The 21289-nt window shown below is 45.4% G+C and carries 35 protein-coding genes, 5 tRNA genes and 2 rRNA genes; 1 reads left to right on the top strand and 41 read right to left on the bottom strand.

What is annotated here, in order from left to right:
* Positions 1-62: 62 nt before the first annotated feature.
* From zntR to AACX68_RS14695, 36 genes are all read right to left on the bottom strand, one after another.
* On the bottom strand, positions 63-476 hold the full coding sequence (zntR, locus tag AACX68_RS14870; RefSeq protein ID WP_099123303.1) for a Zn(2+)-responsive transcriptional regulator: 414 nt from the start codon (positions 474-476) through the stop codon (positions 63-65).
* Positions 477-663: 187 nt separating this feature from the next.
* A complete protein-coding gene (rplQ, locus tag AACX68_RS14865) occupies positions 664-1056 on the bottom strand; it encodes a 50S ribosomal protein L17 (protein ID WP_099123304.1) in 393 nt (130 codons plus the stop codon).
* Between the two features lie 40 nt (positions 1057-1096).
* Complete coding sequence (locus tag AACX68_RS14860) at positions 1097-2086, bottom strand: DNA-directed RNA polymerase subunit alpha (protein WP_038269634.1); 990 nt, start codon at positions 2084-2086, stop codon at positions 1097-1099.
* 25 nt (positions 2087-2111) lie between these two features.
* The gene (rpsD, locus tag AACX68_RS14855) at positions 2112-2732 is read right to left on the bottom strand and encodes a 30S ribosomal protein S4 (protein WP_086955015.1); all 621 of its coding nucleotides are present in this window, start codon (positions 2730-2732) and stop codon (positions 2112-2114) included.
* A 35-nt stretch (positions 2733-2767) separates the two neighbouring features.
* On the bottom strand, positions 2768-3157 hold the full coding sequence (gene rpsK, locus AACX68_RS14850) for a 30S ribosomal protein S11 (RefSeq protein WP_002919257.1): 390 nt from the start codon (positions 3155-3157) through the stop codon (positions 2768-2770).
* Between the two features lie 15 nt (positions 3158-3172).
* Positions 3173-3529 carry a 30S ribosomal protein S13 gene (gene rpsM / locus AACX68_RS14845; protein ID WP_086955014.1) on the bottom strand — a complete coding sequence of 119 codons (357 nt, stop codon included), beginning with the start codon at positions 3527-3529 and terminating at the stop codon, positions 3173-3175.
* A gap of 147 nt (positions 3530-3676) precedes the next feature.
* A complete protein-coding gene (rpmJ, locus tag AACX68_RS14840) occupies positions 3677-3793 on the bottom strand; it encodes a 50S ribosomal protein L36 (RefSeq protein ID WP_012768118.1) in 117 nt (38 codons plus the stop codon).
* A 32-nt stretch (positions 3794-3825) separates the two neighbouring features.
* Complete coding sequence (gene secY / locus AACX68_RS14835; protein ID WP_099111741.1) at positions 3826-5157, bottom strand: preprotein translocase subunit SecY; 1332 nt, start codon at positions 5155-5157, stop codon at positions 3826-3828.
* Positions 5158-5164: 7 nt separating this feature from the next.
* The gene (rplO, locus tag AACX68_RS14830) at positions 5165-5599 is read right to left on the bottom strand and encodes a 50S ribosomal protein L15 (protein ID WP_228859644.1); all 435 of its coding nucleotides are present in this window, start codon (positions 5597-5599) and stop codon (positions 5165-5167) included.
* A 3-nt stretch (positions 5600-5602) separates the two neighbouring features.
* On the bottom strand, positions 5603-5782 hold the full coding sequence (gene rpmD / locus AACX68_RS14825; RefSeq protein ID WP_008913894.1) for a 50S ribosomal protein L30: 180 nt from the start codon (positions 5780-5782) through the stop codon (positions 5603-5605).
* Positions 5783-5787: 5 nt separating this feature from the next.
* The gene (gene rpsE / locus AACX68_RS14820) at positions 5788-6288 is read right to left on the bottom strand and encodes a 30S ribosomal protein S5 (protein ID WP_015836271.1); all 501 of its coding nucleotides are present in this window, start codon (positions 6286-6288) and stop codon (positions 5788-5790) included.
* Between the two features lie 14 nt (positions 6289-6302).
* A complete protein-coding gene (gene rplR / locus AACX68_RS14815) occupies positions 6303-6656 on the bottom strand; it encodes a 50S ribosomal protein L18 (protein ID WP_012990483.1) in 354 nt (117 codons plus the stop codon).
* Between the two features lie 9 nt (positions 6657-6665).
* Positions 6666-7199 (bottom strand): 50S ribosomal protein L6, encoded by a 534-nt coding sequence (rplF, locus tag AACX68_RS14810; RefSeq protein WP_099111743.1) that lies wholly within the window; start codon positions 7197-7199, stop codon positions 6666-6668.
* Positions 7200-7213: 14 nt separating this feature from the next.
* Positions 7214-7606 carry a 30S ribosomal protein S8 gene (rpsH, locus tag AACX68_RS14805; RefSeq protein WP_099111744.1) on the bottom strand — a complete coding sequence of 131 codons (393 nt, stop codon included), beginning with the start codon at positions 7604-7606 and terminating at the stop codon, positions 7214-7216.
* A gap of 33 nt (positions 7607-7639) precedes the next feature.
* Positions 7640-7945 (bottom strand): 30S ribosomal protein S14, encoded by a 306-nt coding sequence (rpsN, locus tag AACX68_RS14800; RefSeq protein ID WP_010847489.1) that lies wholly within the window; start codon positions 7943-7945, stop codon positions 7640-7642.
* A 12-nt stretch (positions 7946-7957) separates the two neighbouring features.
* The gene (gene rplE / locus AACX68_RS14795; RefSeq protein WP_004246952.1) at positions 7958-8497 is read right to left on the bottom strand and encodes a 50S ribosomal protein L5; all 540 of its coding nucleotides are present in this window, start codon (positions 8495-8497) and stop codon (positions 7958-7960) included.
* A gap of 13 nt (positions 8498-8510) precedes the next feature.
* Positions 8511-8825: a 50S ribosomal protein L24 gene (gene rplX / locus AACX68_RS14790; RefSeq protein WP_099111745.1), complete on the bottom strand. Its 315-nt coding sequence runs from the start codon at positions 8823-8825 to the stop codon at positions 8511-8513.
* 10 nt (positions 8826-8835) lie between these two features.
* Complete coding sequence (rplN, locus tag AACX68_RS14785; protein ID WP_010847486.1) at positions 8836-9207, bottom strand: 50S ribosomal protein L14; 372 nt, start codon at positions 9205-9207, stop codon at positions 8836-8838.
* A gap of 175 nt (positions 9208-9382) precedes the next feature.
* Complete coding sequence (gene rpsQ, locus AACX68_RS14780) at positions 9383-9637, bottom strand: 30S ribosomal protein S17 (protein WP_010847485.1); 255 nt, start codon at positions 9635-9637, stop codon at positions 9383-9385.
* A complete protein-coding gene (rpmC, locus tag AACX68_RS14775; protein ID WP_010847484.1) occupies positions 9637-9828 on the bottom strand; it encodes a 50S ribosomal protein L29 in 192 nt (63 codons plus the stop codon). The genes rpsQ and rpmC overlap by 1 nt, the downstream gene beginning before the upstream one ends.
* Positions 9828-10238 (bottom strand): 50S ribosomal protein L16, encoded by a 411-nt coding sequence (gene rplP, locus AACX68_RS14770; RefSeq protein WP_036773456.1) that lies wholly within the window; start codon positions 10236-10238, stop codon positions 9828-9830. Before rplP ends, rpmC begins: the two co-directional genes overlap by 1 nt.
* 12 nt (positions 10239-10250) lie before the next feature.
* Positions 10251-10952 carry a 30S ribosomal protein S3 gene (gene rpsC, locus AACX68_RS14765; protein WP_010847482.1) on the bottom strand — a complete coding sequence of 234 codons (702 nt, stop codon included), beginning with the start codon at positions 10950-10952 and terminating at the stop codon, positions 10251-10253.
* A 17-nt stretch (positions 10953-10969) separates the two neighbouring features.
* A complete protein-coding gene (rplV, locus tag AACX68_RS14760; RefSeq protein ID WP_038240485.1) occupies positions 10970-11302 on the bottom strand; it encodes a 50S ribosomal protein L22 in 333 nt (110 codons plus the stop codon).
* A 14-nt stretch (positions 11303-11316) separates the two neighbouring features.
* Positions 11317-11595: a 30S ribosomal protein S19 gene (gene rpsS, locus AACX68_RS14755; RefSeq protein ID WP_011148791.1), complete on the bottom strand. Its 279-nt coding sequence runs from the start codon at positions 11593-11595 to the stop codon at positions 11317-11319.
* Between the two features lie 14 nt (positions 11596-11609).
* Positions 11610-12434 carry a 50S ribosomal protein L2 gene (gene rplB / locus AACX68_RS14750; protein ID WP_099111746.1) on the bottom strand — a complete coding sequence of 275 codons (825 nt, stop codon included), beginning with the start codon at positions 12432-12434 and terminating at the stop codon, positions 11610-11612.
* 19 nt (positions 12435-12453) lie between these two features.
* Positions 12454-12756, bottom strand: coding sequence for a 50S ribosomal protein L23 (rplW, locus tag AACX68_RS14745; RefSeq protein WP_099111747.1), 303 nt, complete (start codon positions 12754-12756; stop codon positions 12454-12456).
* Complete coding sequence (rplD, locus tag AACX68_RS14740; RefSeq protein WP_099111748.1) at positions 12753-13358, bottom strand: 50S ribosomal protein L4; 606 nt, start codon at positions 13356-13358, stop codon at positions 12753-12755. The genes rplW and rplD overlap by 4 nt, the downstream gene beginning before the upstream one ends.
* Before the next feature lie 16 nt (positions 13359-13374).
* On the bottom strand, positions 13375-14007 hold the full coding sequence (rplC, locus tag AACX68_RS14735; protein WP_099111749.1) for a 50S ribosomal protein L3: 633 nt from the start codon (positions 14005-14007) through the stop codon (positions 13375-13377).
* 32 nt (positions 14008-14039) lie between these two features.
* Complete coding sequence (rpsJ, locus tag AACX68_RS14730) at positions 14040-14351, bottom strand: 30S ribosomal protein S10 (RefSeq protein WP_001181005.1); 312 nt, start codon at positions 14349-14351, stop codon at positions 14040-14042.
* A gap of 298 nt (positions 14352-14649) precedes the next feature.
* Complete coding sequence (gene bfr / locus AACX68_RS14725) at positions 14650-15126, bottom strand: bacterioferritin (RefSeq protein ID WP_228859643.1); 477 nt, start codon at positions 15124-15126, stop codon at positions 14650-14652.
* A gap of 76 nt (positions 15127-15202) precedes the next feature.
* The gene (bfd, locus tag AACX68_RS14720; protein ID WP_099111751.1) at positions 15203-15397 is read right to left on the bottom strand and encodes a bacterioferritin-associated ferredoxin; all 195 of its coding nucleotides are present in this window, start codon (positions 15395-15397) and stop codon (positions 15203-15205) included.
* A 246-nt stretch (positions 15398-15643) separates the two neighbouring features.
* Positions 15644-16828 (bottom strand): elongation factor Tu, encoded by a 1185-nt coding sequence (tuf, locus tag AACX68_RS14715; protein WP_228859642.1) that lies wholly within the window; start codon positions 16826-16828, stop codon positions 15644-15646.
* A gap of 111 nt (positions 16829-16939) precedes the next feature.
* Positions 16940-17015, bottom strand: a tRNA-Thr gene (locus AACX68_RS14710).
* A 6-nt stretch (positions 17016-17021) separates the two neighbouring features.
* Positions 17022-17096, bottom strand: a tRNA-Gly gene (locus tag AACX68_RS14705).
* 99 nt (positions 17097-17195) lie between these two features.
* A tRNA-Tyr gene (locus tag AACX68_RS14700) sits at positions 17196-17280 on the bottom strand.
* Positions 17281-17295: 15 nt separating this feature from the next.
* Positions 17296-17371 (bottom strand) — tRNA-Thr (locus AACX68_RS14695).
* Between the two features lie 417 nt (positions 17372-17788).
* Here AACX68_RS14695 and coaA point away from each other — a divergent pair.
* Entirely contained in the window at positions 17789-18739 is a 951-nt protein-coding gene (coaA, locus tag AACX68_RS14690) for a type I pantothenate kinase (protein WP_099111957.1), read from the top strand.
* A gap of 35 nt (positions 18740-18774) precedes the next feature.
* On the opposite strand, the gene birA is transcribed toward coaA, so the two are convergent.
* The 5 genes from birA to rrf (AACX68_RS14665) form a co-directional block, all read right to left on the bottom strand.
* Complete coding sequence (gene birA, locus AACX68_RS14685; RefSeq protein WP_228859641.1) at positions 18775-19734, bottom strand: bifunctional biotin--[acetyl-CoA-carboxylase] ligase/biotin operon repressor BirA; 960 nt, start codon at positions 19732-19734, stop codon at positions 18775-18777.
* The gene (gene murB / locus AACX68_RS14680; RefSeq protein WP_228859640.1) at positions 19731-20771 is read right to left on the bottom strand and encodes a UDP-N-acetylmuramate dehydrogenase; all 1041 of its coding nucleotides are present in this window, start codon (positions 20769-20771) and stop codon (positions 19731-19733) included. Before murB ends, birA begins: the two co-directional genes overlap by 4 nt.
* 135 nt (positions 20772-20906) lie before the next feature.
* A 5S ribosomal RNA gene (gene rrf, locus AACX68_RS14675) occupies positions 20907-21022 on the bottom strand.
* 34 nt (positions 21023-21056) lie between these two features.
* Positions 21057-21132, bottom strand: a tRNA-Thr gene (locus tag AACX68_RS14670).
* Between the two features lie 50 nt (positions 21133-21182).
* Positions 21183-21289, bottom strand: a 5S ribosomal RNA gene (rrf, locus tag AACX68_RS14665); the annotation flags it as partial.

The raw sequence follows: 21289 nt of genomic DNA, 5'->3' as shown, positions 1-21289 counted from the left end.
GGTTATTTGAATAAATATAGCTTATCAATAGTACTCTTAATGCACAAAAGAATAAAGAAAAATCACTTCTTCGTAGCCCCTTCTTCTAATATTTCCAATATTGAACAATAGGTACTAATATGTGCGCTTCCACAACAAGCATCACTTAACATTTTTAAAGAGTCGCGCATTTTTTGCATTTCTAATAATTTTTCTTCTATTTCCTGTAATCTAGTATCAACAATTCTCTTAGATTCTTGGCAGGTATGATGTTCAGGATCAACGCGGATAGACAATAACTCTACAATTGTCTCTAATGTAAAACCTAATTGTTTTGCATAGCGAATAAAGCGTAGTCGTTGTAAATCCTGTTTTGTATAAAGCCTATAACCACTTTCTGTTCTTTCTTCATGCTCCATCAATCCTTGTTTTTCATAAAAACGAACAGTATCAGGAGTAACATTCGCTAACTTCGCCAATTGACCAATACGATACATGGCAGCCTCTCATCAAACAGGGAAATAAAATCAATACTACCAGAATAGATTAATAAATCATCGCCGGATGTTCTGCTGTCAGCTAGAAATCAAAAAGTAATGGGAAAGATAAGAAAAAATAATGGCGGGAAGAATTTAAAGGCGATAAAAAACCGGGATAATACCCGGTTTTTTATGCTTCTACAGATTACTCTGCAGCTGCTGCTTCTGTCTGAGACTCAGCGGCGCGGTCAACAAGCTCGATGTATGCCATCGGTGCATTGTCACCTGCACGGAAGCCACACTTCAGAATACGAGTGTAACCACCTGCGCGGCTCGCAAAACGCGGGCCCAGTTCATTAAACAGTTTTGCCACGATCTCGTTATCACGAGTACGGGCGAATGCCAGACGACGATTAGCTACGTTGTCGGTCTTGGCAAGAGTAATCAGCGGCTCAACGACGCGACGCAGTTCTTTCGCTTTAGGCAGAGTCGTCTTGATGATTTCATGACGAACCAAAGAACCTGCCATGTTACGGAACATAGCTTGGCGATGGCTGCTGTTGCGGTTCAATTGACGACCACTCTTACGATGGCGCATGACCTTATCCTTCTCAGTAAAACCTTAACCTGTGATCTAGTTATTCATCAGCAATACTTGCTGGTGGCCAGTTTTCCAAGCGCATGCCCAGAGAAAGTCCACGTGAAGCCAGTACGTCTTTAATCTCAGTAAGAGATTTTTTACCCAGATTAGGTGTTTTAAGTAACTCAACCTCAGTACGCTGTACCAGATCACCGATGTAGTGGATAGCTTCTGCCTTAAGACAGTTAGCAGAGCGGACAGTCAATTCCAGATCGTCAACAGGGCGCAGCAGTATCGGATCAAATTCAGGCTTCTCTTCTTTAACTTCTGGTTGACGTACGTCACGTAAATCAACGAAAGCCTCCAGTTGTTCAGCCAGAATAGTAGCTGCACGGCGAATCGCCTCTTCAGGATCGATTGTACCGTTAGTCTCCATCTCGATAACCAGCTTATCCAAGTCAGTACGCTGTTCTACACGAGCTGCTTCAACATTGTAGGCAATACGCTCTACTGGGCTATAGCAAGCATCTACTAACAAACGACCGATAGGGCGCTCATCTTCTTCCGAATGAATTCGGGCAGAAGCCGGCACATAACCACGACCGCGCTGAACTTTAATACGCATACTAATGGAAGCGCTTTCGTCAGTCAGATGGCAGATTACGTGCTGCGGCTTGACGATTTCGACATCACCATCATGGATGATGTCGGCTGCAGTCACAGGGCCAATGCCAGATTTATTCAAGGTAAGGATGACTTCATCTTTGCCCTGAACTTTCACCGCCAGCCCTTTCAGATTGAGGAGAATCTCCAGGATATCTTCCTGTACACCTTCTTTGGTGCTGTACTCATGCAGTACACCATCAATCTCAACCTCAGTCACCGCACAACCCGGCATAGACGAAAGCAGAATACGGCGCAGTGCGTTGCCAAGAGTATGGCCAAAGCCACGCTCTAATGGCTCAAGGGTCACCTTGGCGTGCGTCGAACTGACTTGCTCGATATCTACCAGGCGCGGTTTTAGAAACTCTGTCACAGAACCCTGCATTGTGTCCTCTCTTTGGTGCTAAGCTTTACTTAGAGTAAAGCTCGACGATCAGGTGTTCGTTAATGTCAGCGGATAGATCAGTACGTTCAGGATTACGCTTGAACACACCTTCCATCTTCGCAGCATCAACTTCCAACCAAGTTGGTTTCTCACGCTGCTCAGCCAGCTCTAAAGCTGCCTTAATACGAGCCTGCTTTTTCGCTTTTTCACGAACGCTGACTACGTCATTCGGGGATACCTGATAAGAAGCGATGTTAACAACGCGACCATTTACCATGATAGCCTTGTGGCTCACCATCTGACGTGATTCAGCACGCGTCGCGCCAAAACCCATACGATAAACGACGTTATCTAAGCGACCTTCCAGCAAAGTCAGCAGGTTTTCACCTGTGTTGCCTTTCAGACGAGTAGCTTCTTTATAGTAGTTACGGAATTGACGTTCCAGAACACCGTAAGTACGACGAACTTTTTGTTTTTCACGTAACTGAACACCGTAGTCAGACAGACGCGGTTTGCGTGCGCCGTGCTGGCCTGGTGCTTGTTCTAACTTACACTTGGTGTCAATCGCGCGAACGCCAGACTTCAGGAAAAGGTCTGTACCCTCGCGACGGCTCAGCTTGAGCTTAGGACCCAAATATCTTGCCATTTTCTTTCTCCAACAATCCTAAAAACGAAGACGTATTAAACGCGACGTTTTTTCGGTGGACGACAACCGTTATGAGGGATCGGAGTCACATCAGTAATATTAGTGATGCGGAAACCAGCCGCGTTCAGTGCGCGAATAGTTGACTCACGGCCCGGACCAGGTCCTTTAACCATAACTTCCAGGTTCTTAATTCCGTATTCTTTTACTGCTTCAGCACAGCGTTCTGCTGCAACCTGAGCTGCAAACGGAGTAGATTTACGAGAACCTCGGAAACCGGAACCACCGGCAGTTGCCCAACCCAAAGCGTTACCCTGACGATCAGTAATAGTAACGATGGTGTTGTTGAAAGAAGCATGGATATGAGCCACACCGTCAGAGACTTGTTTTCTTACACGCTTACGTGCACGAATAGGTGCTTTTGCCATTATTCAATACCCCGATTATTTCTTGATCGGCTTACGCGGACCCTTACGGGTACGTGCATTGGTCTTAGTACGCTGACCGCGAACCGGCAGACCACGACGATGACGTAAACCACGATAGCAACCAAGATCCATCAGACGTTTGATACTCAGGGTTACTTCACGACGCAAATCACCTTCTACAACGTATTTAGCAACTTCGTCACGCAGCTTGTCAATTTGCTCTTCAGACAGCTCACTGATCTTAACATTTTCAGCAATACCCGTTGCTGCACAGATAGCCTGTGAGCGGGTTTTACCGATACCGTAAATCGAAGTTAATGCGATTACAGTATGTTTCTGATCAGGAATGTTAATGCCTGCTATACGGGCCACTATGCACTCCTACAATATTTATTCACTGCAACACCATTCTGAAAAGCCCGTTTTCAGGATACTCAAATAATGTTGCTGTCAGATAAAAAGATTGGCTGGCTAATTTAGCCAGCTCAACCCAACTTTGCAAGAAAAATATGCGATTAATTAGCCTTGGCGCTGTTTATGCTTAGGCTCTGCACTGCAAATCACACGAACGATACCGTTACGTTTAACGATTTTGCAGTTACGACATAATTTCTTGACGGAAGCACGAACTTTCATTTTTACTCTCCGTAACTTCTCAAGCAAACCGATTAGCGGTTATATCCTTTCAGGTTTGCCTTCTTCAATGCAGACTCATACTGACTCGACATCATCAGAGTTTGCACTTGAGCCATAAAGTCCATGATGACGACGACTACAATCAGTAGGGAAGTACCACCAAAATAGAATGGAACTTTCATTGCATCACGCATGAACTCCGGGATTAAGCAGATAAAGGTAATATATAACGCACCAACTAAGGTTAGACGAGTCATTACTTTATCGATGTACTTAGCCGTTTGCTCTCCCGGACGAATTCCTGGTACAAATGCACCGGACTTCTTCAGGTTATCTGCCGTTTCTCTTGGATTGAACACCAAAGCCGTATAGAAGAAACAGAAGAAGATGATTGCAGATGCATACAATAACACATAAAGCGGTTGACCTGGCTGCAAATACATAGAAATAGTTGTCAACCAATTCCAGTTTGCTCCGCTACCAAACCAAGAGGCTATAGTACCAGGGAACAAAATAATACTGGAAGCAAAAATTGCAGGGATAACCCCAGCCATATTCACTTTCAACGGTAAATGTGTACTTTGTGCCGCAAAAACTCTACGACCTTGTTGACGTTTGGCATAGTTAACAACGATACGACGTTGACCACGCTCCATGAAAACAACGAAGAAAGTTACTGCAAACACTAAGACTGCAACCAACAGCAACAGGAGGAAGTGCAGATCGCCTTGCCGAGCTTGCTCGATGGTGTGACCAATTGCAGGCGGAAGGCCCGCAACGATACCAGCAAAGATTATGATTGAAATACCATTGCCGATACCTCGTTCAGTAATCTGCTCACCTAGCCACATCAAGAACATAGTTCCTGTGACCAAACTTACAACAGCCGTGAAATAGAACGCAAAACCTGGATTAATAACCAGCCCTTGCATCCCAGGCATATTCGGCAACCCAGTTGCAATACCTATTGACTGGAATATTGCCAGCACTAATGTGCCATAACGGGTGTACTGACTGATCTTACGACGACCAGCTTCCCCTTCCTTCTTAATCTCTGCTAAACGGGGGTTAACCACAGTCAGCAACTGGATAATAATAGATGCAGAAATATACGGCATTATACCCAGTGCAAAGATAGAAGCACGGCTTAAAGCACCACCAGAGAACATGTTGAACATTTCAATGATGGTGCCTCTTTGCTGTTCGAGCAATTTGGCAAGCACAGTGGCATCAATACCAGGGATTGGAATAAAAGAGCCAATACGGAAAACAATCAGAGCTCCAATAACAAACAAAAGTCTGCGTTTTAACTCACCTAATCCGCCTTTAGCACTTTGAAAATCTAATCCTGGTTGTTTAGCCATCTGTTACTTATTCCTCAATTTTACCGCCAGCAGCTTCAATTGCAGCACGGGCGCCTTTAGTAACACGCAAGCCACGCACAGTTACTGCGCGATTGACTTCGCCAGAAAGCATAACTTTCGCGAACTCAATTTGAGGGCCAACAATGTTAGCAGCTTTCAGTGCATTCAGATCGATAATATCGCCTTCAACACGAGCAAAATCAGACAAACGGATTTCGGCTGTAATCATTGCCTTACGTGAAGTAAAGCCAAATTTTGGCAGACGACGGTACAGAGGCATCTGGCCGCCTTCAAAACCACGACGTACGCCACCGCCAGAACGAGATTTCTGACCTTTGTGACCACGGCCGCCGGTTTTACCCAGACCAGAACCGATACCACGACCTACACGTTTAGGTGCGTGCTTGGCACCTTCAGCCGGAGACAGAGTATTTAAGCGCATCTGTTACTCCTCAACTTTAACCATATAGGAAACCAAGTTGACCATACCGCGAACCGCTGGTGTATCTTCGCGTTCAACAGTATGACCAATGCGACGCAGACCTAAACCAGTCAGAGTTGCCTTATGCTTAGGCAAACGACCGATTGAACTGCGGACCTGTGTAATCTTGATAGTCTTAGCCATGGTCATTACCCCAGAATTTCTTCGACGGATTTGCCACGCTTAGCTGCGACCATTTCTGGAGACTTCATGCTGTCTAAAGCATCCAGGGTTGCACGAACCACATTGATTGGGTTAGTGGAACCATAGGTTTTAGCCAGTACGTTACGAACTCCAGCTACTTCCAGAACAGCACGCATCGCACCACCTGCGATGATACCTGTACCTTCATGAGCAGGCTGCATGAACACGCGGGAACCGGTGTGTGCGCCTTTCACTGGGTGGTGCAGGGTGCCGCTGTTAAGTGCGACGGTTTTCATATTGCGACGTGCTTTTTCCATCGCTTTCTGGATCGCTGCCGGAACTTCGCGTGCTTTGCCGTAGCCAAAACCAACGCGACCGTTACCATCACCAACTACAGTCAGTGCTGTAAAGCTGAAAATACGGCCACCTTTAACGGTTTTAGATACGCGGTTTACCGCGATCAGCTTTTCCTGCAGTTCGCCAGCTTGTTTTTCGATGTGAGCCATCTTACACCTCTACCTTAGAACTGAAGGCCAGCTTCACGGGCAGCATCTGCCAGTGCCTGGACTCTACCATGATATTGGAAACCAGAACGGTCAAAGGATACGTTTTTGATACCTTTTTCCAGAGCACGTTCAGCAACAATTTTACCAACTACTGCTGCGGCTTCTTTGTTTCCAGTGAATTTCAGTTGTTCACTGATAGCTTTTTCTGTTGTAGAAGCTGCCACCAGAGTTTCAGAACCATTTGGTGCGATAACCTGCGCATAAATATGGCGAGGGGTACGGTGTACCACCAGGCGAGTTGCACCCAGTTCCTGGAGCTTGCGGCGTGCGCGGGTCGCACGACGGATACGAGCTGCTTTCTTATCCATAGTGTTACCTTACTTCTTCTTAGCCTCTTTGGTACGCACGATTTCATCGGCGTAACGAACACCCTTGCCTTTGTATGGCTCAGGACGACGATAGGCACGCAGATCTGCCGCAACCTGACCAATCACCTGCTTATCAGCACCTTTCAGTACGATTTCAGTTTGTGATGGGCATTCCGCAGTAATGCCTGCAGGCAGTTGATGTTCAACCGGATGCGAGAAGCCTAAAGACAAACTAACAGTATTGCCTTTAACTGCTGCACGGTAACCAACACCTACCAGTTGGAGCTTCTTAGTGAAGCCTTCGTTAACACCGATAACCATTGCATTCAGCAGAGAACGAGTTGTACCCGCCTGTGCCCAAGCATCTGCAAAACCTTCGCGTGGAGCGAAAGTCAGCTGGCTATCTGCATGTGTAACTTCAACTGCGCTGTGGATTTCACGACTCAATTCGCCGTTTTTACCCTTAATCGAAATAACCTGACCGTTGAGTTTAACCTCTACGCCGGCAGGAATGACGACGGGTGCTTTTGCAACACGAGACATTCTTTCCTCCCGAATTAAGCTACGTAGCAGAGAATCTCGCCACCCAGACCAGCCTGGCGAGCTGCACGATCAGTCATTACACCTTTAGAGGTAGAAATAACAGCGATACCCAAACCAGCCATAACTTGTGGCAGCTCATCTTTTTTCTTATAGATGCGCAGACTTGGGCGGCTTACACGCTGGATGCTTTCTACAACAGCCTTACCTTGGAAGTACTTCAGAGTAACTTCCAGTTCTGGCTTGGTGTCGCCTTCGATTTTAAAATCTTCAATATAACCTTCTTCCTTCAGCACTTTGGCAATTGCCACTTTCAGCTTGGAGGAAGGCATGGTGACCGCAACTTTATTCGCGGCCTGACCGTTACGGATACGGGTCAGCATATCCGCGATCGGATCTTGCATGCTCATCTGTCTTTACTCCCGTGATTCAATTGGTGACAATTACCAGCTAGCCTTTTTAAGGCCCGGGATTTCACCGCGCATAGCGGCTTCACGGACTTTAATACGGCTCAACCCAAACTTCCGCAAAAATGCATGCGGACGCCCAGTTTGACGGCAGCGGTTACGCTGACGGCAAGGGCTGGAATCACGTGGCAGTGTTTGCAGCTTGAGAACAGCATTCCAACGGTCTTCATCAGATGCGTTTACATCAGAGATGATCGCTTTCAGTTCAACGCGTTTTGCGAAGAATTTCTCAGCTAATTTCGCACGTTTTACATCACGTGCTTTCATTGATTGCTTAGCCATGAATACCCTGCCTTACTTGCGGAACGGGAAGTTAAACGCAGCCAACAGTGCGCGGCCTTCATCATCAGATTTCGCAGTAGTGGTGATGGTAATATCCAAACCACGTACACGATCCACTTTATCGTAATCGATTTCAGGGAAGATGATTTGCTCACGAACACCCATGCTGTAGTTACCGCGACCATCAAATGACTTAGCGGACAAGCCACGGAAGTCACGAATACGTGGTACAGCAATAGAAATCAGGCGCTCAAAGAACTCCCACATGCGTTCGCCACGCAGGGTTACTTTACAGCCGATTGGATAGCCCTGACGGATTTTGAAGCCTGCAACTGACTTGCGTGCTTTGGTGATCAGTGGTTTTTGACCAGAAATTGCTGCCAGATCAGCTGCTGCGTTGTCCAGCAGTTTCTTGTCAGCGATTGCTTCACCAACACCCATGTTCAGGGTGATCTTCTCGACCCGAGGGACTTGCATGACAGAATGGTAACCAAACTGACTCATCAGTTTCTGGACTACCTCGTCTTTGTAGTAATCATGCAGTTTCGCCATCGTATACTCCAAATTACTTGATAGTTTCGTTGTTAGATTTGAAGAAACGTACTTTTTTGCCGTCTTCGAATCTAAAACCTACACGGTCAGCCTTGCCGGTTTCTGCATTAAAGATTGCAACGTTAGAAACCTGAATTGCTGCTTCTTTTTCAACGATGCCACCTGGTTGGTTCAGAGCCGGAACTGGCTTCTGATGTTTTTTAACCAGATTGATACCTTCAACGATAATTTTACCAGAAGAAAGAACCTGTTTTACTTTACCGCGCTTACCTTTGTCTTTACCAGTCAGCACGATAATTTCGTCATCACGACGGATTTTCGCTGCCATTGCCTGCTCCTTAGAGTACTTCAGGTGCCAGAGAGATAATTTTCATGAACTTTTCATTACGAAGTTCACGAGTTACCGGCCCAAAAATACGCGTACCGATAACCTGCTCACTATTGTTGTTCAACAATACGCAAGCGTTGCTATCGAAGCGAATGACAGAACCGTCCGGGCGACGAACACCCTTCTTGGTGCGCACCACTACCGCTTTCAGGACATCACCTTTTTTGACTTTACCACGAGGAATCGCTTCCTTGATGGTGATCTTGATGATATCACCGACATGTGCGTATCGACGGTGCGAGCCACCTAGAACCTTGATACACATTACGCGACGTGCACCGGAGTTGTCGGCCACGTTCAGCATAGTCTGTTCTTGGATCATTTTAGTGCTCCGCTAAATGTCAACTACTACTGAGCCACTTTATTTTTAAAGAAGCCGTTTTAATATCCCACACTACGAGGGCGCGGCATTATAACACCACATCTTCGCGATGGACAGAAAAATAAACGGCCCTGTTATTTTTTGAGCCGTTTATTTCTTATGAGATAGCGTCCTATTATAGAACCGCTTTCTCTACAACGCGAACTAAGGTCCAAGATTTAGTCTTAGACAGTGGACGGGTTTCGCGGATTTCCACTACATCACCAATTCCACATTCATTGTTCTCGTCATGTACGTGCAACTTAGTCGTACGCTTGATGAATTTACCATACAGTGGGTGTTTCACCTTACGTTCAATAGCAACAACAATGGATTTTTCCATTTTGTCGCTAACAACACGACCTTGCAGAGTACGGATTTTATCGGTCATTACGCACCCGCCTTCTCAGTCAGTAAAGTCTTAACGCGTGCAATATTACGACGCACTTGTTTCAACAGATGAGACTGTTGCAGCTGGCCGCTTGCCGCCTGCATACGCAGATTAAACTGTTCACGTAACAGGTTCAGCAGCTCAGTGTTCAGCTCTTCAACGCTTTTTTCGCGCAGCTCTTGTGCTTTCATTACATCACCGTCTTAGTTACAAAGGTGGTTTTGATAGGCAGTTTCGCTGCCGCCAGCTTGAACGCTTCACGGGCCAGCTCTTCAGACACACCGTCCATCTCATACAGGACTTTACCAGGCTGGATCAAGGCAACCCAATACTCTACGTTACCTTTACCTTTACCCATACGCACTTCGAGTGGCTTCTCGGTGATTGGTTTGTCTGGGAACACACGGATCCAGATTTTACCTTGACGCTTAATTGCACGGGTCATAGCACGACGTGCCGCTTCGATTTGACGAGCAGTCAAACGACCACGGCCCACAGCTTTCAGACCGAAAGTGCCGAAGCTAACATCCGCACCGGCAGCCAGACCGCGGTTACGGCCTTTATGCACTTTACGGAATTTCGTACGCTTTGGTTGTAACATCAGCGACTCTCCTTACTTGCGGCCTTTACGCTGCTGCTTTTTAGGTTGAGCAGCCGGTTTTTCCGCCTGTTCAACAGCAGCCATACCACCCAGGATCTCACCTTTGAAGATCCATACCTTAACGCCGATTACACCATAAGTGGTGTGCGCTTCTGAAGTGTTATAGTCGATATCTGCACGCAGAGTGTGCAGAGGTACACGACCTTCACGATACCATTCAGTACGCGCGATTTCAGCACCGCCCAGACGGCCGCTTACTTCCACTTTGATGCCTTTAGCGCCCAGACGCATTGCGTTCTGTACAGCACGTTTCATAGCACGGCGGAACATAACACGACGTTCCAACTGTGAGCTGATGCTGTCAGCAACCAGTTTTGCGTCCAGTTCAGGTTTACGCACTTCGGCAATATTAATCTGCGCAGGAACGCCAGCGATGTCCGCTACAGCTTTGCGCAGTTTTTCTACGTCTTCACCTTTCTTACCGATTACGATGCCTGGACGAGCAGTGTGAATAGTCACACGGATGCTTTTCGCAGGACGTTCGATAACGATACGTGAAATAGATGCTTTAACCAGTTCTTTATTCAAGTACTGGCGAACTTTAAAGTCGCTGTCTAGGTTGTCAGCGAATTCTTTGGTATTCGCATACCAGGTAGAGTTCCAAGGTTTGACAATACCCAGACGAATACCATTAGGATGTACTTTCTGACCCATTGCTAGTCTCCAGAGTCTCAGCGATCGGACACAACCACAGTAATGTGGCTGGTGCGCTTCAGGATACGATCTGCACGGCCTTTGGCACGAGGCATAATGCGCTTCATGGTTGGACCTTCGTCTACGAAAATTTTCGCAACTTTCAGATCATCGATGTCAGCGCCATCGTTGTGTTCTGCGTTAGCAATAGCAGACTCAAGTACCTTCTTCACTAAACCAGCAGCTTTCTTGTTGGTATAGGTCAGAGTTTCCAGAGCTTGCGACACTTTCTTACCGCGGATCAGGTCAGCCACAAGGCGAACCTTCTGAGCAGAAGAACGAGCGTGGCGATGTTTAGCGATAGTTTCCATCTCTTCCTCCTACCTTAGCGCTTCTTAGCCTTTTTATCGGCCGCATGGCCGCGATAAGTACGGGTCGGCGCGAATTCACCCAGTTTGTGACCAACCATTTCGTCGGAAACAAAAACTGGAACATGCTGACGACCATTATGGACAGCGATGGTCAAACCGATCATGTTAGGAAAGATCGTTGAACGACGGGACCAAGTCTTAATAGGCTTTTTGTCTCCGCTTTCCACCGCTTTCTCTACCTTCTTCAGCAAGTGCAGGTCAATAAATGGACCTTTCTTGAGAGAACGTGGCATGGTTTATCCTCTAATTATTTTTTAGAACGGCGACGTACGATGTATTGATCAGTACGTTTGTTACTACGGGTCTTCTTACCTTTGGTCTGGATGCCCCATGGAGTTACAGGGTGTTTACCAAAGTTACGACCTTCACCACCACCGTGTGGATGGTCAACTGGGTTCATCGCCGTACCACGAACGGTAGGACGGATACCACGCCAGCGGCTTGCACCAGCTTTACCCAGAACGCGTAGCATGTGTTCTGCGTTACCAACTTCACCTAAAGTAGCACGGCAGTCAGCCAGTACCTTACGCATTTCACCAGAGCGCAGACGCAGGGTTACATAAGAACCATCACGTGCAACGATCTGAGCATAAGCACCTGCTGAACGAGCCAGTTGGCCACCTTTACCTGGTTTCATTTCTATGTTGTGAACAGTAGAACCAACCGGGATGTTGCGCATTGGCAGAGCATTACCAGCTTTGATTGCAGAATCTGCACCAGACTGGATTTGATCGCCAGCTTTCAGGCCTTTAGGAGCCAGAATGTAACGACGTTCGCCGTCCTTATACAGAACCAGCGCGATGTTTGCTGAACGGTTTGGATCATATTCCAGACGCTCAACAACAGCAGGGATACCGTCTTTGTTACGTTTGAAGTCAATCAGACGATAGTGCTGTTTATGGCCACCACCAATGTGACGAGTGGTAATACGACCATTGTTGTTACGACCACCAGTTTTGCTGTTTTTTTCTAACAGCGGAGCATAAGGTTTGCCCTTATGCAGCTCAGGGTTAACCACTTTAACAACGTGGCGACGGCCCGGAGACGTAGGTTTACATTTAACAATTGCCATTGTTCTTTACTCCTCCGACTTACTCAGCGCCGCCAACGAAGTCCAGGTTCTGGCCTTCTTTCAGGGTGACGTAAGCTTTTTTCCAGTCGCTACGACGACCAACACGCTGACCGTGGCGTTTAACTTTACCTTTAACCAGCAAAGTGTTCACAACCTCAACTTCGACTTCAAACAGTTTCTGCACAGCAGCTTTGATTTCTGCTTTAGTCGCGTCTTTCGCAACTTTGAGAACGATGGTGTTAGTTTTTTCCATCGCTGTAGAAGCTTTTTCAGATACGTGCGGCGCGCGCAGTACTTTCAGCAGACGTTCTTCACGGATCATGCCAGCATCTCCTCAACTTGCTTCACAGCTTCAGCAGTCATAACCACTTTGTCGAAGGCGATCAGGCTTACTGGGTCGATACCCGCAGCATCACGGACGTCAACTTTGTACAGGTTGCGAGCTGCTAAGAACAGGTTCTCATCAACTTCACCAGTGATGATCAGCACGTCTTCCAGAGCCATCTCTTTCAGTTTCTGTGCCAGCAACTTAGTTTTAGGTGCTTCAACAGAGAACTTCTCGACAACGATCAGACGATCTTGACGTACCAGTTCAGACAGGATGCTTTTCAGGGCACCGCGGTACATCTTTTTATTAACTTTTTGACTGTGGTCCTGTGGCTTCGCTGCGAAAGTTACACCACCAGAGCGCCAAATTGGGCTCTTAATTGAACCAGAACGCGCACGGCCAGTGCCTTTTTGACGCCATGGTTTTTTACCTGAACCAGAAACTTCAGCACGAGTTTTCTGAGCACGAGTACCTTGACGAGCACCAGCTGCATACGCAACAACTACTTGATGCACAAGCGCTTCATTGAAATCACGCCCGAAGGTAGTTTCGGAAACAGTCAGCGCGCTTTGCGCGTCTTTCAATACCAATTCCATTCCTATCTCCTCGACGTTACGCCTTGACAGCCGGTTTTACGATCAGGTTGCTGTTGGTTGCACCAGGTACAGCACCTTTGACCAGCAGCAGGTTGCGCTCTGCGTCAACACGTACTACATCTAGGCTCTGAACGGTTACACGCTCATTACCCAGTTGGCCTGCCATTTTCTTACCTTTGAACACCTTGCCCGGAGTCTGGTTCTGACCGATAGAACCCGGAACACGGTGAGACAGGGAGTTACCGTGCGTAGCATCCTGAGTACGGAAGTTCCAGCGTTTAACAGTACCCGCGAAACCTTTACCTTTAGATGTACCAGTAACGTCGACTTTTTTAACGTCAGCGAAAATTTCAACACTAATGCTTTGACCTACAGTGAATTCTGCATCGTCTTCAGACAGACGGAATTCACGCAGGATACGGCCAGCTTCAACGCCAGCTTTAGCGAAATGACCTGCTTCAGGTTTGTTAACGCGGCTTGCTTTTTTGCTACCAGTCGTTACCTGAATTGCACGATAACCGTCAGTCTCTTCGTTTTTAACTTGAGTTACACGGTTATTTTCGATTTCGATAACAGTTACAGGGATTGAAACGCCTTCTTCAGTGAAGATGCGAGTCATGCCCACTTTTTTACCGACTAAACCAATCATTGTTTCAACCTCTCAATCGCTCAATGACCTGATTAACCCAGGCTGATCTGCACGTCTACACCGGCAGCCAGATCCAGACGCATCAGAGCATCAACGGTTTTCTCGGTTGGCTCAACGATGTCAACCAGACGTTTGTGAGTGCGAATTTCGTACTGATCACGCGCATCTTTATTGACGTGCGGAGAAATCAGAACGGTAAAACGCTCTTTACGAGTCGGCAGCGGGATCGGACCACGAACCTGCGCACCAGTGCGCTTAGCGGTCTCTACGATTTCCGCAGTTGATTGATCGATCAAACGATGATCAAATGCTTTCAGGCGGATACGGATTCTTTGGTTCTGCATGAGACCAGAGCTCCAACTATTTTATAAACGTAAATAATTACTCCTCACACCCATTTCGATTGATGGGGGAGTGTAATCGTTCAATATATAACCCCCATATCGGGAGTATTTTAATATGGCGGTAATTACCGCTCACACTGATAAAAATCAGCCTACGAAGTAGGTTAGCCCGCGCATTATACGTGAATCACTTCACAATGCAAGACAAGGATGAAATTTATTCAGATAAATAATAAAGGAAGGTAAAAATAGTCAGAAATGAACGCCCTATATGTATTTACAGGGCGTTAGCGTAATTCTATTCTTCTTCGGTAATATGGGCCTGGATATAGTTTTGCATACCCATTCGTTTAATCAGATCGAGTTGTGTTTCCAGCCAGTCTATATGATTTTCTTCATCTGCAAGAATTTCAATCATCAAATCCCGGCTTACATAGTCGTGGATTGAATCAGCATATGCAATTGCTTCTCTCATATCCTGAGCACCACGTAATTCCAAAGTTAGATCGGATTGCAACATCTCTTCGACATCCTCACCGATATTGAGTTTGCCTAAATCCTGTAAATTAGGGATACCTTCCAGAAATAAAATACGCTCAATATATCTATCTGCATGTTTCATTTCTTCAATAGATTCACGGTATTCAACATCATTCAGGCGCACTAATCCCCAGTTTTTAAACATACGGGCATGTAAAAAATACTGGTTTATGGCGACAAGTTCGTTACCAAGAAGTTTATTAAGATGGGCAATTATTTTTTTATCACCTTTCATAATCAATTCCTCCGCTTCCAGTACTTACAGTGTAATACTAATTAAACAGAGTAATTGCAAGACAATTGTGCTTATTTTAAGCAACATTAATTATAGGAGGAAGCAAGGAGATTTCTTCATTGATTATTTCGCGGGCCTGACGTACACATTTTCCACAATCACTCCCCACAGGCACAAAGTTTTTTAGCTCTCTGATAGAACGAACATTCTGCTGTCTAACAGCATTACGTATGGCTTTATCACTTATTGCGTTGCAGAGACAGATATACATGGAACACTCTTCTAACTATTTATAATGTTATAACTAGTTGTTACTGGTTAACGAACTTAATTAGGTTCAACAGCAGTTGTAGCTATAAAATAAAGTATATTGCCAAATTGTAAATGTTAATCACTCTCATTTCAATTGCTGTTTATGCTTTGTTTCAGTGCAAAATAAAGCTACTATTTTTTCGATGGCACAAAAAAAGAGGAGCTTTCGCTCCTCTTTTTTAGAATTTTTTTTGCTAATCAAAGATTAAGCAATAACTTTAGCAACAACACCAGCACCTACAGTACGGCCGCCTTCACGGATTGCGAAACGCAGACCTTCGTCCATTGCGATTGGAGCAATCAGGTTAACTACCATGTTGATGTTGTCACCTGGCATTACCATCTCAACGCCTTCTGGCAGTTCGATAGTACCGGTTACGTCAGTTGTACGGAAGTAGAACTGTGGGCGGTAACCTTTGAAGAATGGAGTATGACGGCCACCTTCATCTTTGCTCAGGATGTACACTTCAGATTCGAACTGAGTGTGTGGGTGGATAGAACCTGGTTTCGCCAGAACCTGACCACGCTCAACATCATCACGCTTAGTACCACGCAGCAGAACACCAACGTTCTCACCCGCACGGCCTTCGTCCAGCAGTTTGCGGAACATTTCAACGCCAGTACAAGTTGTTTTCGTGGTTTCTTTGATACCAACGATTTCAACTTCATCACCAACTTTAACGATACCACGCTCAACACGACCCGTTACAACAGTACCACGGCCGGAGATGGAGAATACGTCTTCGATTGGCAGCAGGAATGGCTTGTCAATGTCACGCTCTGGTTCTGGAATGTAAGTATCCAGTGCTTCAGCCAGTTCAACAACTTTCGCTTCCCACTCTGCGTCACCTTCCAGCGCTTTCAGAGCAGAACCACGGATGATTGGCGTGTCGTCGCCTGGGAAGTCGTACTGAGACAGCAGCTCACGAACTTCCATTTCAACCAGTTCCAGCAGCTCTTCGTCATCAACCATGTCACATTTGTTCAGGAACACGATGATGTAAGGAACGCCTACCTGACGACCCAGCAGGATGTGCTCACGAGTCTGTGGCATTGGGCCATCAGTTGCAGCAACAACCAGAATTGCACCGTCCATCTGAGCAGCACCGGTGATCATGTTTTTCACATAGTCGGCGTGGCCTGGGCAGTCAACGTGCGCGTAGTGGCGAGTTGGGGTATCGTACTCTACGTGAGAAGTAGAGATGGTGATACCACGTGCTTTTTCTTCTGGTGCGTTATCGATCTGATCGAATGCACGTGCGTTACCGCCGTAGGTTTTTGCCAGAACGGTGGTAATTGCAGCAGTCAGGGTAGTTTTACCGTGGTCAACGTGGCCGATAGTACCAACGTTAACGTGCGGTTTTGAACGCTCAAACTTTTCTTTAGACATTAGGTTGTCCCTCTAAGACACGGAATCGGTGGTTTCACCACATCAACCAAGCAACTTTGCTTGTTTTTAGATATCAACAGGAAGAAAATCAGGAGACAAGAACTGGGGAAGTGGTGCTGATAGGCAGATTCGAACTGCCGACCTCACCCTTACCAAGGGTGTGCTCTACCAACTGAGCTATATCAGCACATCTTGGAGCGGGCAGCGGGAATCGAACCCGCATCATCAGCTTGGAAGGCTGAGGTAATAGCCATTATACGATGCCCGCGTGAACTCGGCTACCTGACTTTAATCAGCTGTATTGTATCTCAAGTATTTTGTCTGGAGTATTAACTCGAGCAGAACACTCAAGATGAAAACTGGTTCATGGTGGTGGGGGAAGGATTCGAACCTTCGAAGTCTGTGACGGCAGATTTACAGTCTGCTCCCTTTGGCCGCTCGGGAACCCCACCTTTCCAAATTTTTAATGGTGCCGGCACCAAGAATCGAACTCGGGACCTACTGATTACAAGTCAGTTGCTCTACCATCTGAGCTATGCCGGCATCAAGTGCTGCGCATTCTAGGTAGTATTCGCCTCTGATGCAACAAAAAATTTATTTTTTTTGTTCTTTTGCTCACATTCCATTCAGCCAAGGCTTTTTTGATGATTTTTTAATTAGATAAAGCACAAACAATAGCCAATAACTATATAATCAAAGTATCAAGACGCAGGGTAAGCAGTCTATTTTCAGAAGTGAGCAACCATACCTATGCCGATTTTTTTTAAGTTTTTAAATTAAAAGTGGCTGCAAGACCGCTTATTTTTTCGCAATTTTGTCTTTTCCATCAAAAAAATTACTAAAATGATAAAAAATTCTACGCCTATGATAGCTCAGCCGATATGATGAGATTTATTTTTTGTCGGATACGGGTGTGCAAGAGTACCCGTCCAACCTGCATAGACAGGCAGATGTTGGCTTATGAATGAGAAAGAACCTTTTTTAACGACTCCATATTTACAATTTGATCGTGAACATTGGGCAACCTTGCGTGACTCGGTGCCTCTAACATTAACAGCAGAAGAGTTTTCTGCCTTAAAAGGAATTAATGAAGATATCTCAATAGACGAAGTGGTTGAGATCTACCTACCATTATCACGTCTACTTAATTTTTATATTAGCTCCAACCTTAGGCGACAGGCTGTTCTTGAACAATTTTTAGGAACCGGTGGGCAAAAGATACCTTATGTCATTGGTATTGCAGGCAGCGTTGCCGTTGGCAAAAGTACAACAGCACGTTTATTGCAGGCATTACTCAGCCGCTGGCCAGAACATCGTCGTGTAAAGCTGGTAACAACTGATGGCTTCTTACATTCTAACAATATCCTGAATGAACGCGGCCTAATGAAAAAGAAAGGGTTCCCTGAATCCTACGATATGCGCAGTCTGGTGAAATTCGTCTCCGATATAAAATCAGGAGCTGAAAAGGTTGCCGCTCCAGTATATTCTCATCTCAGCTATGATATTGTACCTGATGAACAACTGATCATTGAACGGCCAGATATCCTGATACTGGAAGGTTTAAATGTGCTGCAAAGTGGTATGGATTATCCCCATGAACCACATCATGTTTTTGTTTCTGACTTTGTTGATTTTTCTATTTATGTTGATGCATCAGAACAATTACTTGAACAATGGTACGTCAGCCGTTTTCTTAAATTCCGGCAAGGCGCTTTTTCTGACCCTGAGTCCTATTTCCACAATTATTCTAAGTTAACAACGGAAGAAGCTGTAAAGGTAGCATCTGATATTTGGCGAGAAATTAATGGACTAAATCTACAACAAAATATCCTGCCTACCAGAGAGCGTGCCAGCTTAATTCTGACCAAAGGCAAGAACCATGCGATTGAAAACGTTAGGTTAAGGAAATAATGCCAAAAAGCCGGAAAATACTTCCGGCCTTCTCATTAACAGCCTCGAAGGGAGATTTCGCCACCAATATAAGGTGTGACTATCCCGTCGATATCAAGCAACAAAGCTCCTTGTTGATCAATGCCACGAGCTATGCCATAAATTTCTTGTTCACCAATTATTAATTTCACAGGACGATTCATGAAATTATCTAATTTAAACCATCTGGGAACAAAAGATTGCAATCCTTCATTTTCAAACTGAACTAACGCCTTCTTCAGTTCAGTAACAATCTCAGTAACGAGTTTATTTCTTTCAACAGTCACTCCAGCCTGCTGTAAATTAGTCCACTGTTGATTTATTATCTTTTGCTGCTCACTACTCATCGAGATGTTCATGCCAATACCAATGACAATCTGAGCCGCATCTCCAGTCCTTCCCATTAGCTCAACTAATATACCTGCTAGCTTTTTGTCATCCAAATATAGGTCATTAGGCCATTTGACTTTTACTTTTTCAGCTCCCTGACGATTCAGAACTTCTGCGATTACGATACCCACAACCAGACTCAATCCAATCGCTGCAGCAGGTCCTTGCTCCAATCGCCAGAACATAGATAAATATAAATTACGGCCGAAAGCAGAAACCCATTGCCTTCCACGGCGACCTCTTCCTGCATATTGATATTCTGCAACACAGGTATCACCTGAAGTAAGTTCTGTTAATTGATCTAACAAGTATTGATTAGTAGAATCAATAACTGGAATAACTTCAATTCGACTTTCAGGCAGATAATTTTCAATTATATCTTTGCTAAGGAGATTCATTGGTGCAGGAAAACGGTAACCCTTACCTGGAATCGTCAGTATTTCCACACCCCATTCACGAATAACCTGAATATGTTTATTTATCCCTGCCCGACTCATCCCTAGCTTCTGGCCCAATTGCTGCCCCGAATGAATTTCACCATCTGATAAAATTTTAATTAACTTTAATGGAGTACTAACGTCTTTCATGAAATACATTCCACCGCATCTATTTCACCTACATTACCAATGAAACGGACTTCCGGTTCTAAATAAATATTGAATTTTTCAGCTACCTGCTTGCGAACATAAGCAGCCAAAGCAATAACATCACGTCCTGTTGCATTACCTTGATTGATTAATACTAATGCTTGTTTCTGGTGAACTGCCGCATGACCAATGTGATACCCTTTTAGGTGACACTTATCTATCAACCAGCCCGCCGCTATTTTTACACTATGTTCATTGTGATGATACTGGGGACACTCAGGATACTCAGATTTAATTTTCTCTGCCAATTCTGCTGATATAATTGGATTTTTGAAGAAGCTTCCTGCATTTCCTGTAATCGCAGGATCTGGTAATTTACTCTGACGCATTTCACACACTGTATGAAAAATTTGCTCTGGTGTTACATCATCATGCGAGAATTTTGTTAAACCACCATAAGTTAGTATTGGTTTCCATACTTTATTCAGTCTTAAACCAACCGCTGTAATTGCATAACCATTACTATATTCATGTTTGAAAACACTATCTCTGTAAGCAAACCCACATTCATTTTCCATCAAGCGGATCTGCTTTCCTGTTTTCAGCTCAATTAAATCAACGTACTCACAGACCTGTTTGAACTCAATTCCGTAAGCCCCGATATTTTGGATAGGTGCAGAACCCACATTTCCGGGAATAAGAGCTAAATTCTCCAAACCATAGATCTTGTGTTTGAGTAAATAAAGAATCAGCTCATGCCAATTTTCACCCGCACCAACATGAATATTCCATGCGGTATCCGATTCCTGTATATCAATACCAGTAATACGATTCAGAATCACAGTGCCTTTGAAATCTTCAGTGAAGAGAACATTGCTCCCTCCACCCAGTAATAGGATAGGCTGGTTATTTTCTACAGCCTCTTGCCACAAAGCCAGAAGTGATTGAACAGAGGCAGCTACGCTAATACGATTGGCATTGGCAGATATACCAAATGTGTTAAATGTTTTGAGTTGGGTTGATTTACAGACAGGCATTCAATTCAGGCTCAATAAGTAATTTGACTGTAGTCTAGCAGACTCTGCATTTGAAAGATAAGTCAGTAAATACCTATCATGAGGGTAGAAATGCAAAAAGCCACTCATTTGAGTGGCTTTTTGACTGTATATAAAGCTTGGCAGTTCCCTACTCTCACATGGGGAGACCCCACACTACCATCGGCGCTACGGTGTTTCACTACTGAGTTCGGCATGGGGTCAGGTGGGACCACCGCGCTATTGCCGCCAAGCAAATTCTGTTTTATTTGCCGAACATTTTATTCATGGTGCTGATACCCAGATTCGAACTGGGGACCTCACCCTTACCAAGGGTGTGCTCTACCAACTGAGCCATATCAGCAAATGCTGAAATAAAAAGTGTTGCCATTTTGGCAACACGTCTAAATTGATGTCTGGCAGTGTCCTACTCTCACATGGGGAGACCCCACACTACCATCGGCGCTACGGCGTTTCACTGCTGAGTTCGGCATGGGGTCAGGTGGGACCACCGCGCTATT

Source organism: Xenorhabdus sp. PB61.4, assembly GCF_963894935.1.
Lineage (GTDB): Bacteria > Pseudomonadota > Gammaproteobacteria > Enterobacterales > Enterobacteriaceae > Xenorhabdus > Xenorhabdus stockiae.
This window is presented reverse-complemented; position numbering and strand designations above follow the sequence as displayed.

Bases quoted from the DNA above. Each gene is read 5' to 3' on its own strand.
- birA (WP_228859641.1), bottom strand. From the start codon at position 19,734: ATGAAAGACGTTAGTACTCCATTAAAGTTAATTAAAATTTTATCAGAT.
- rplV (WP_038240485.1), bottom strand. From the start codon at position 11,302: ATGGAAACTATCGCTAAACATCGCCACGCTCGTTCTTCTGCTCAGAAG.
- coaA (WP_099111957.1), top strand. From the start codon at position 17,789: ATGAATGAGAAAGAACCTTTTTTAACGACTCCATATTTACAATTTGAT.
- rplF (WP_099111743.1), bottom strand. From the start codon at position 7,199: ATGTCTCGTGTTGCAAAAGCACCCGTCGTCATTCCTGCCGGCGTAGAG.
- rplE (WP_004246952.1), bottom strand. From the start codon at position 8,497: ATGGCGAAACTGCATGATTACTACAAAGACGAGGTAGTCCAGAAACTG.
- rplQ (WP_099123304.1), bottom strand. From the start codon at position 1,056: ATGCGCCATCGTAAGAGTGGTCGTCAATTGAACCGCAACAGCAGCCAT.
- rplX (WP_099111745.1), bottom strand. From the start codon at position 8,825: ATGGCAGCGAAAATCCGTCGTGATGACGAAATTATCGTGCTGACTGGT.
- rpsN (WP_010847489.1), bottom strand. From the start codon at position 7,945: ATGGCTAAGCAATCAATGAAAGCACGTGATGTAAAACGTGCGAAATTA.
- rpsJ (WP_001181005.1), bottom strand. From the start codon at position 14,351: ATGCAGAACCAAAGAATCCGTATCCGCCTGAAAGCATTTGATCATCGT.
- rpmC (WP_010847484.1), bottom strand. From the start codon at position 9,828: ATGAAAGCACAAGAGCTGCGCGAAAAAAGCGTTGAAGAGCTGAACACT.
- rpsH (WP_099111744.1), bottom strand. From the start codon at position 7,606: ATGAGCATGCAAGATCCGATCGCGGATATGCTGACCCGTATCCGTAAC.
- rplN (WP_010847486.1), bottom strand. From the start codon at position 9,207: ATGATCCAAGAACAGACTATGCTGAACGTGGCCGACAACTCCGGTGCA.
- rplR (WP_012990483.1), bottom strand. From the start codon at position 6,656: ATGGATAAGAAAGCAGCTCGTATCCGTCGTGCGACCCGCGCACGCCGC.
- zntR (WP_099123303.1), bottom strand. From the start codon at position 476: ATGTATCGTATTGGTCAATTGGCGAAGTTAGCGAATGTTACTCCTGAT.
- secY (WP_099111741.1), bottom strand. From the start codon at position 5,157: ATGGCTAAACAACCAGGATTAGATTTTCAAAGTGCTAAAGGCGGATTA.
- murB (WP_228859640.1), bottom strand. From the start codon at position 20,771: ATGCCTGTCTGTAAATCAACCCAACTCAAAACATTTAACACATTTGGT.
- rpsD (WP_086955015.1), bottom strand. From the start codon at position 2,732: ATGGCAAGATATTTGGGTCCTAAGCTCAAGCTGAGCCGTCGCGAGGGT.
- rpsK (WP_002919257.1), bottom strand. From the start codon at position 3,157: ATGGCAAAAGCACCTATTCGTGCACGTAAGCGTGTAAGAAAACAAGTC.
- rplW (WP_099111747.1), bottom strand. From the start codon at position 12,756: ATGATCCGTGAAGAACGTCTGCTGAAAGTACTGCGCGCGCCGCACGTA.
- bfr (WP_228859643.1), bottom strand. From the start codon at position 15,126: ATGAAAGGTGATAAAAAAATAATTGCCCATCTTAATAAACTTCTTGGT.
- rplP (WP_036773456.1), bottom strand. From the start codon at position 10,238: ATGTTACAACCAAAGCGTACGAAATTCCGTAAAGTGCATAAAGGCCGT.
- rplO (WP_228859644.1), bottom strand. From the start codon at position 5,599: ATGCGCTTAAATACTCTGTCTCCGGCTGAAGGTGCCAAGCACGCACCT.
- rpsS (WP_011148791.1), bottom strand. From the start codon at position 11,595: ATGCCACGTTCTCTCAAGAAAGGTCCATTTATTGACCTGCACTTGCTG.
- rplC (WP_099111749.1), bottom strand. From the start codon at position 14,007: ATGATTGGTTTAGTCGGTAAAAAAGTGGGCATGACTCGCATCTTCACT.
- AACX68_RS14860 (WP_038269634.1), bottom strand. From the start codon at position 2,086: ATGCAGGGTTCTGTGACAGAGTTTCTAAAACCGCGCCTGGTAGATATC.
- rpsQ (WP_010847485.1), bottom strand. From the start codon at position 9,637: ATGACCGATAAAATCCGTACTCTGCAAGGTCGTGTTGTTAGCGACAAA.
- rplB (WP_099111746.1), bottom strand. From the start codon at position 12,434: ATGGCAATTGTTAAATGTAAACCTACGTCTCCGGGCCGTCGCCACGTT.
- rplD (WP_099111748.1), bottom strand. From the start codon at position 13,358: ATGGAATTGGTATTGAAAGACGCGCAAAGCGCGCTGACTGTTTCCGAA.
- rpmJ (WP_012768118.1), bottom strand. From the start codon at position 3,793: ATGAAAGTTCGTGCTTCCGTCAAGAAATTATGTCGTAACTGCAAAATC.
- tuf (WP_228859642.1), bottom strand. From the start codon at position 16,828: ATGTCTAAAGAAAAGTTTGAGCGTTCAAAACCGCACGTTAACGTTGGT.
- rpsE (WP_015836271.1), bottom strand. From the start codon at position 6,288: ATGGCTCACATCGAAAAACAAGCTGGCGAACTGCAGGAAAAGCTGATC.
- rpmD (WP_008913894.1), bottom strand. From the start codon at position 5,782: ATGGCTAAGACTATCAAGATTACACAGGTCCGCAGTTCAATCGGTCGT.
- rpsC (WP_010847482.1), bottom strand. From the start codon at position 10,952: ATGGGTCAGAAAGTACATCCTAATGGTATTCGTCTGGGTATTGTCAAA.
- bfd (WP_099111751.1), bottom strand. From the start codon at position 15,397: ATGTATATCTGTCTCTGCAACGCAATAAGTGATAAAGCCATACGTAAT.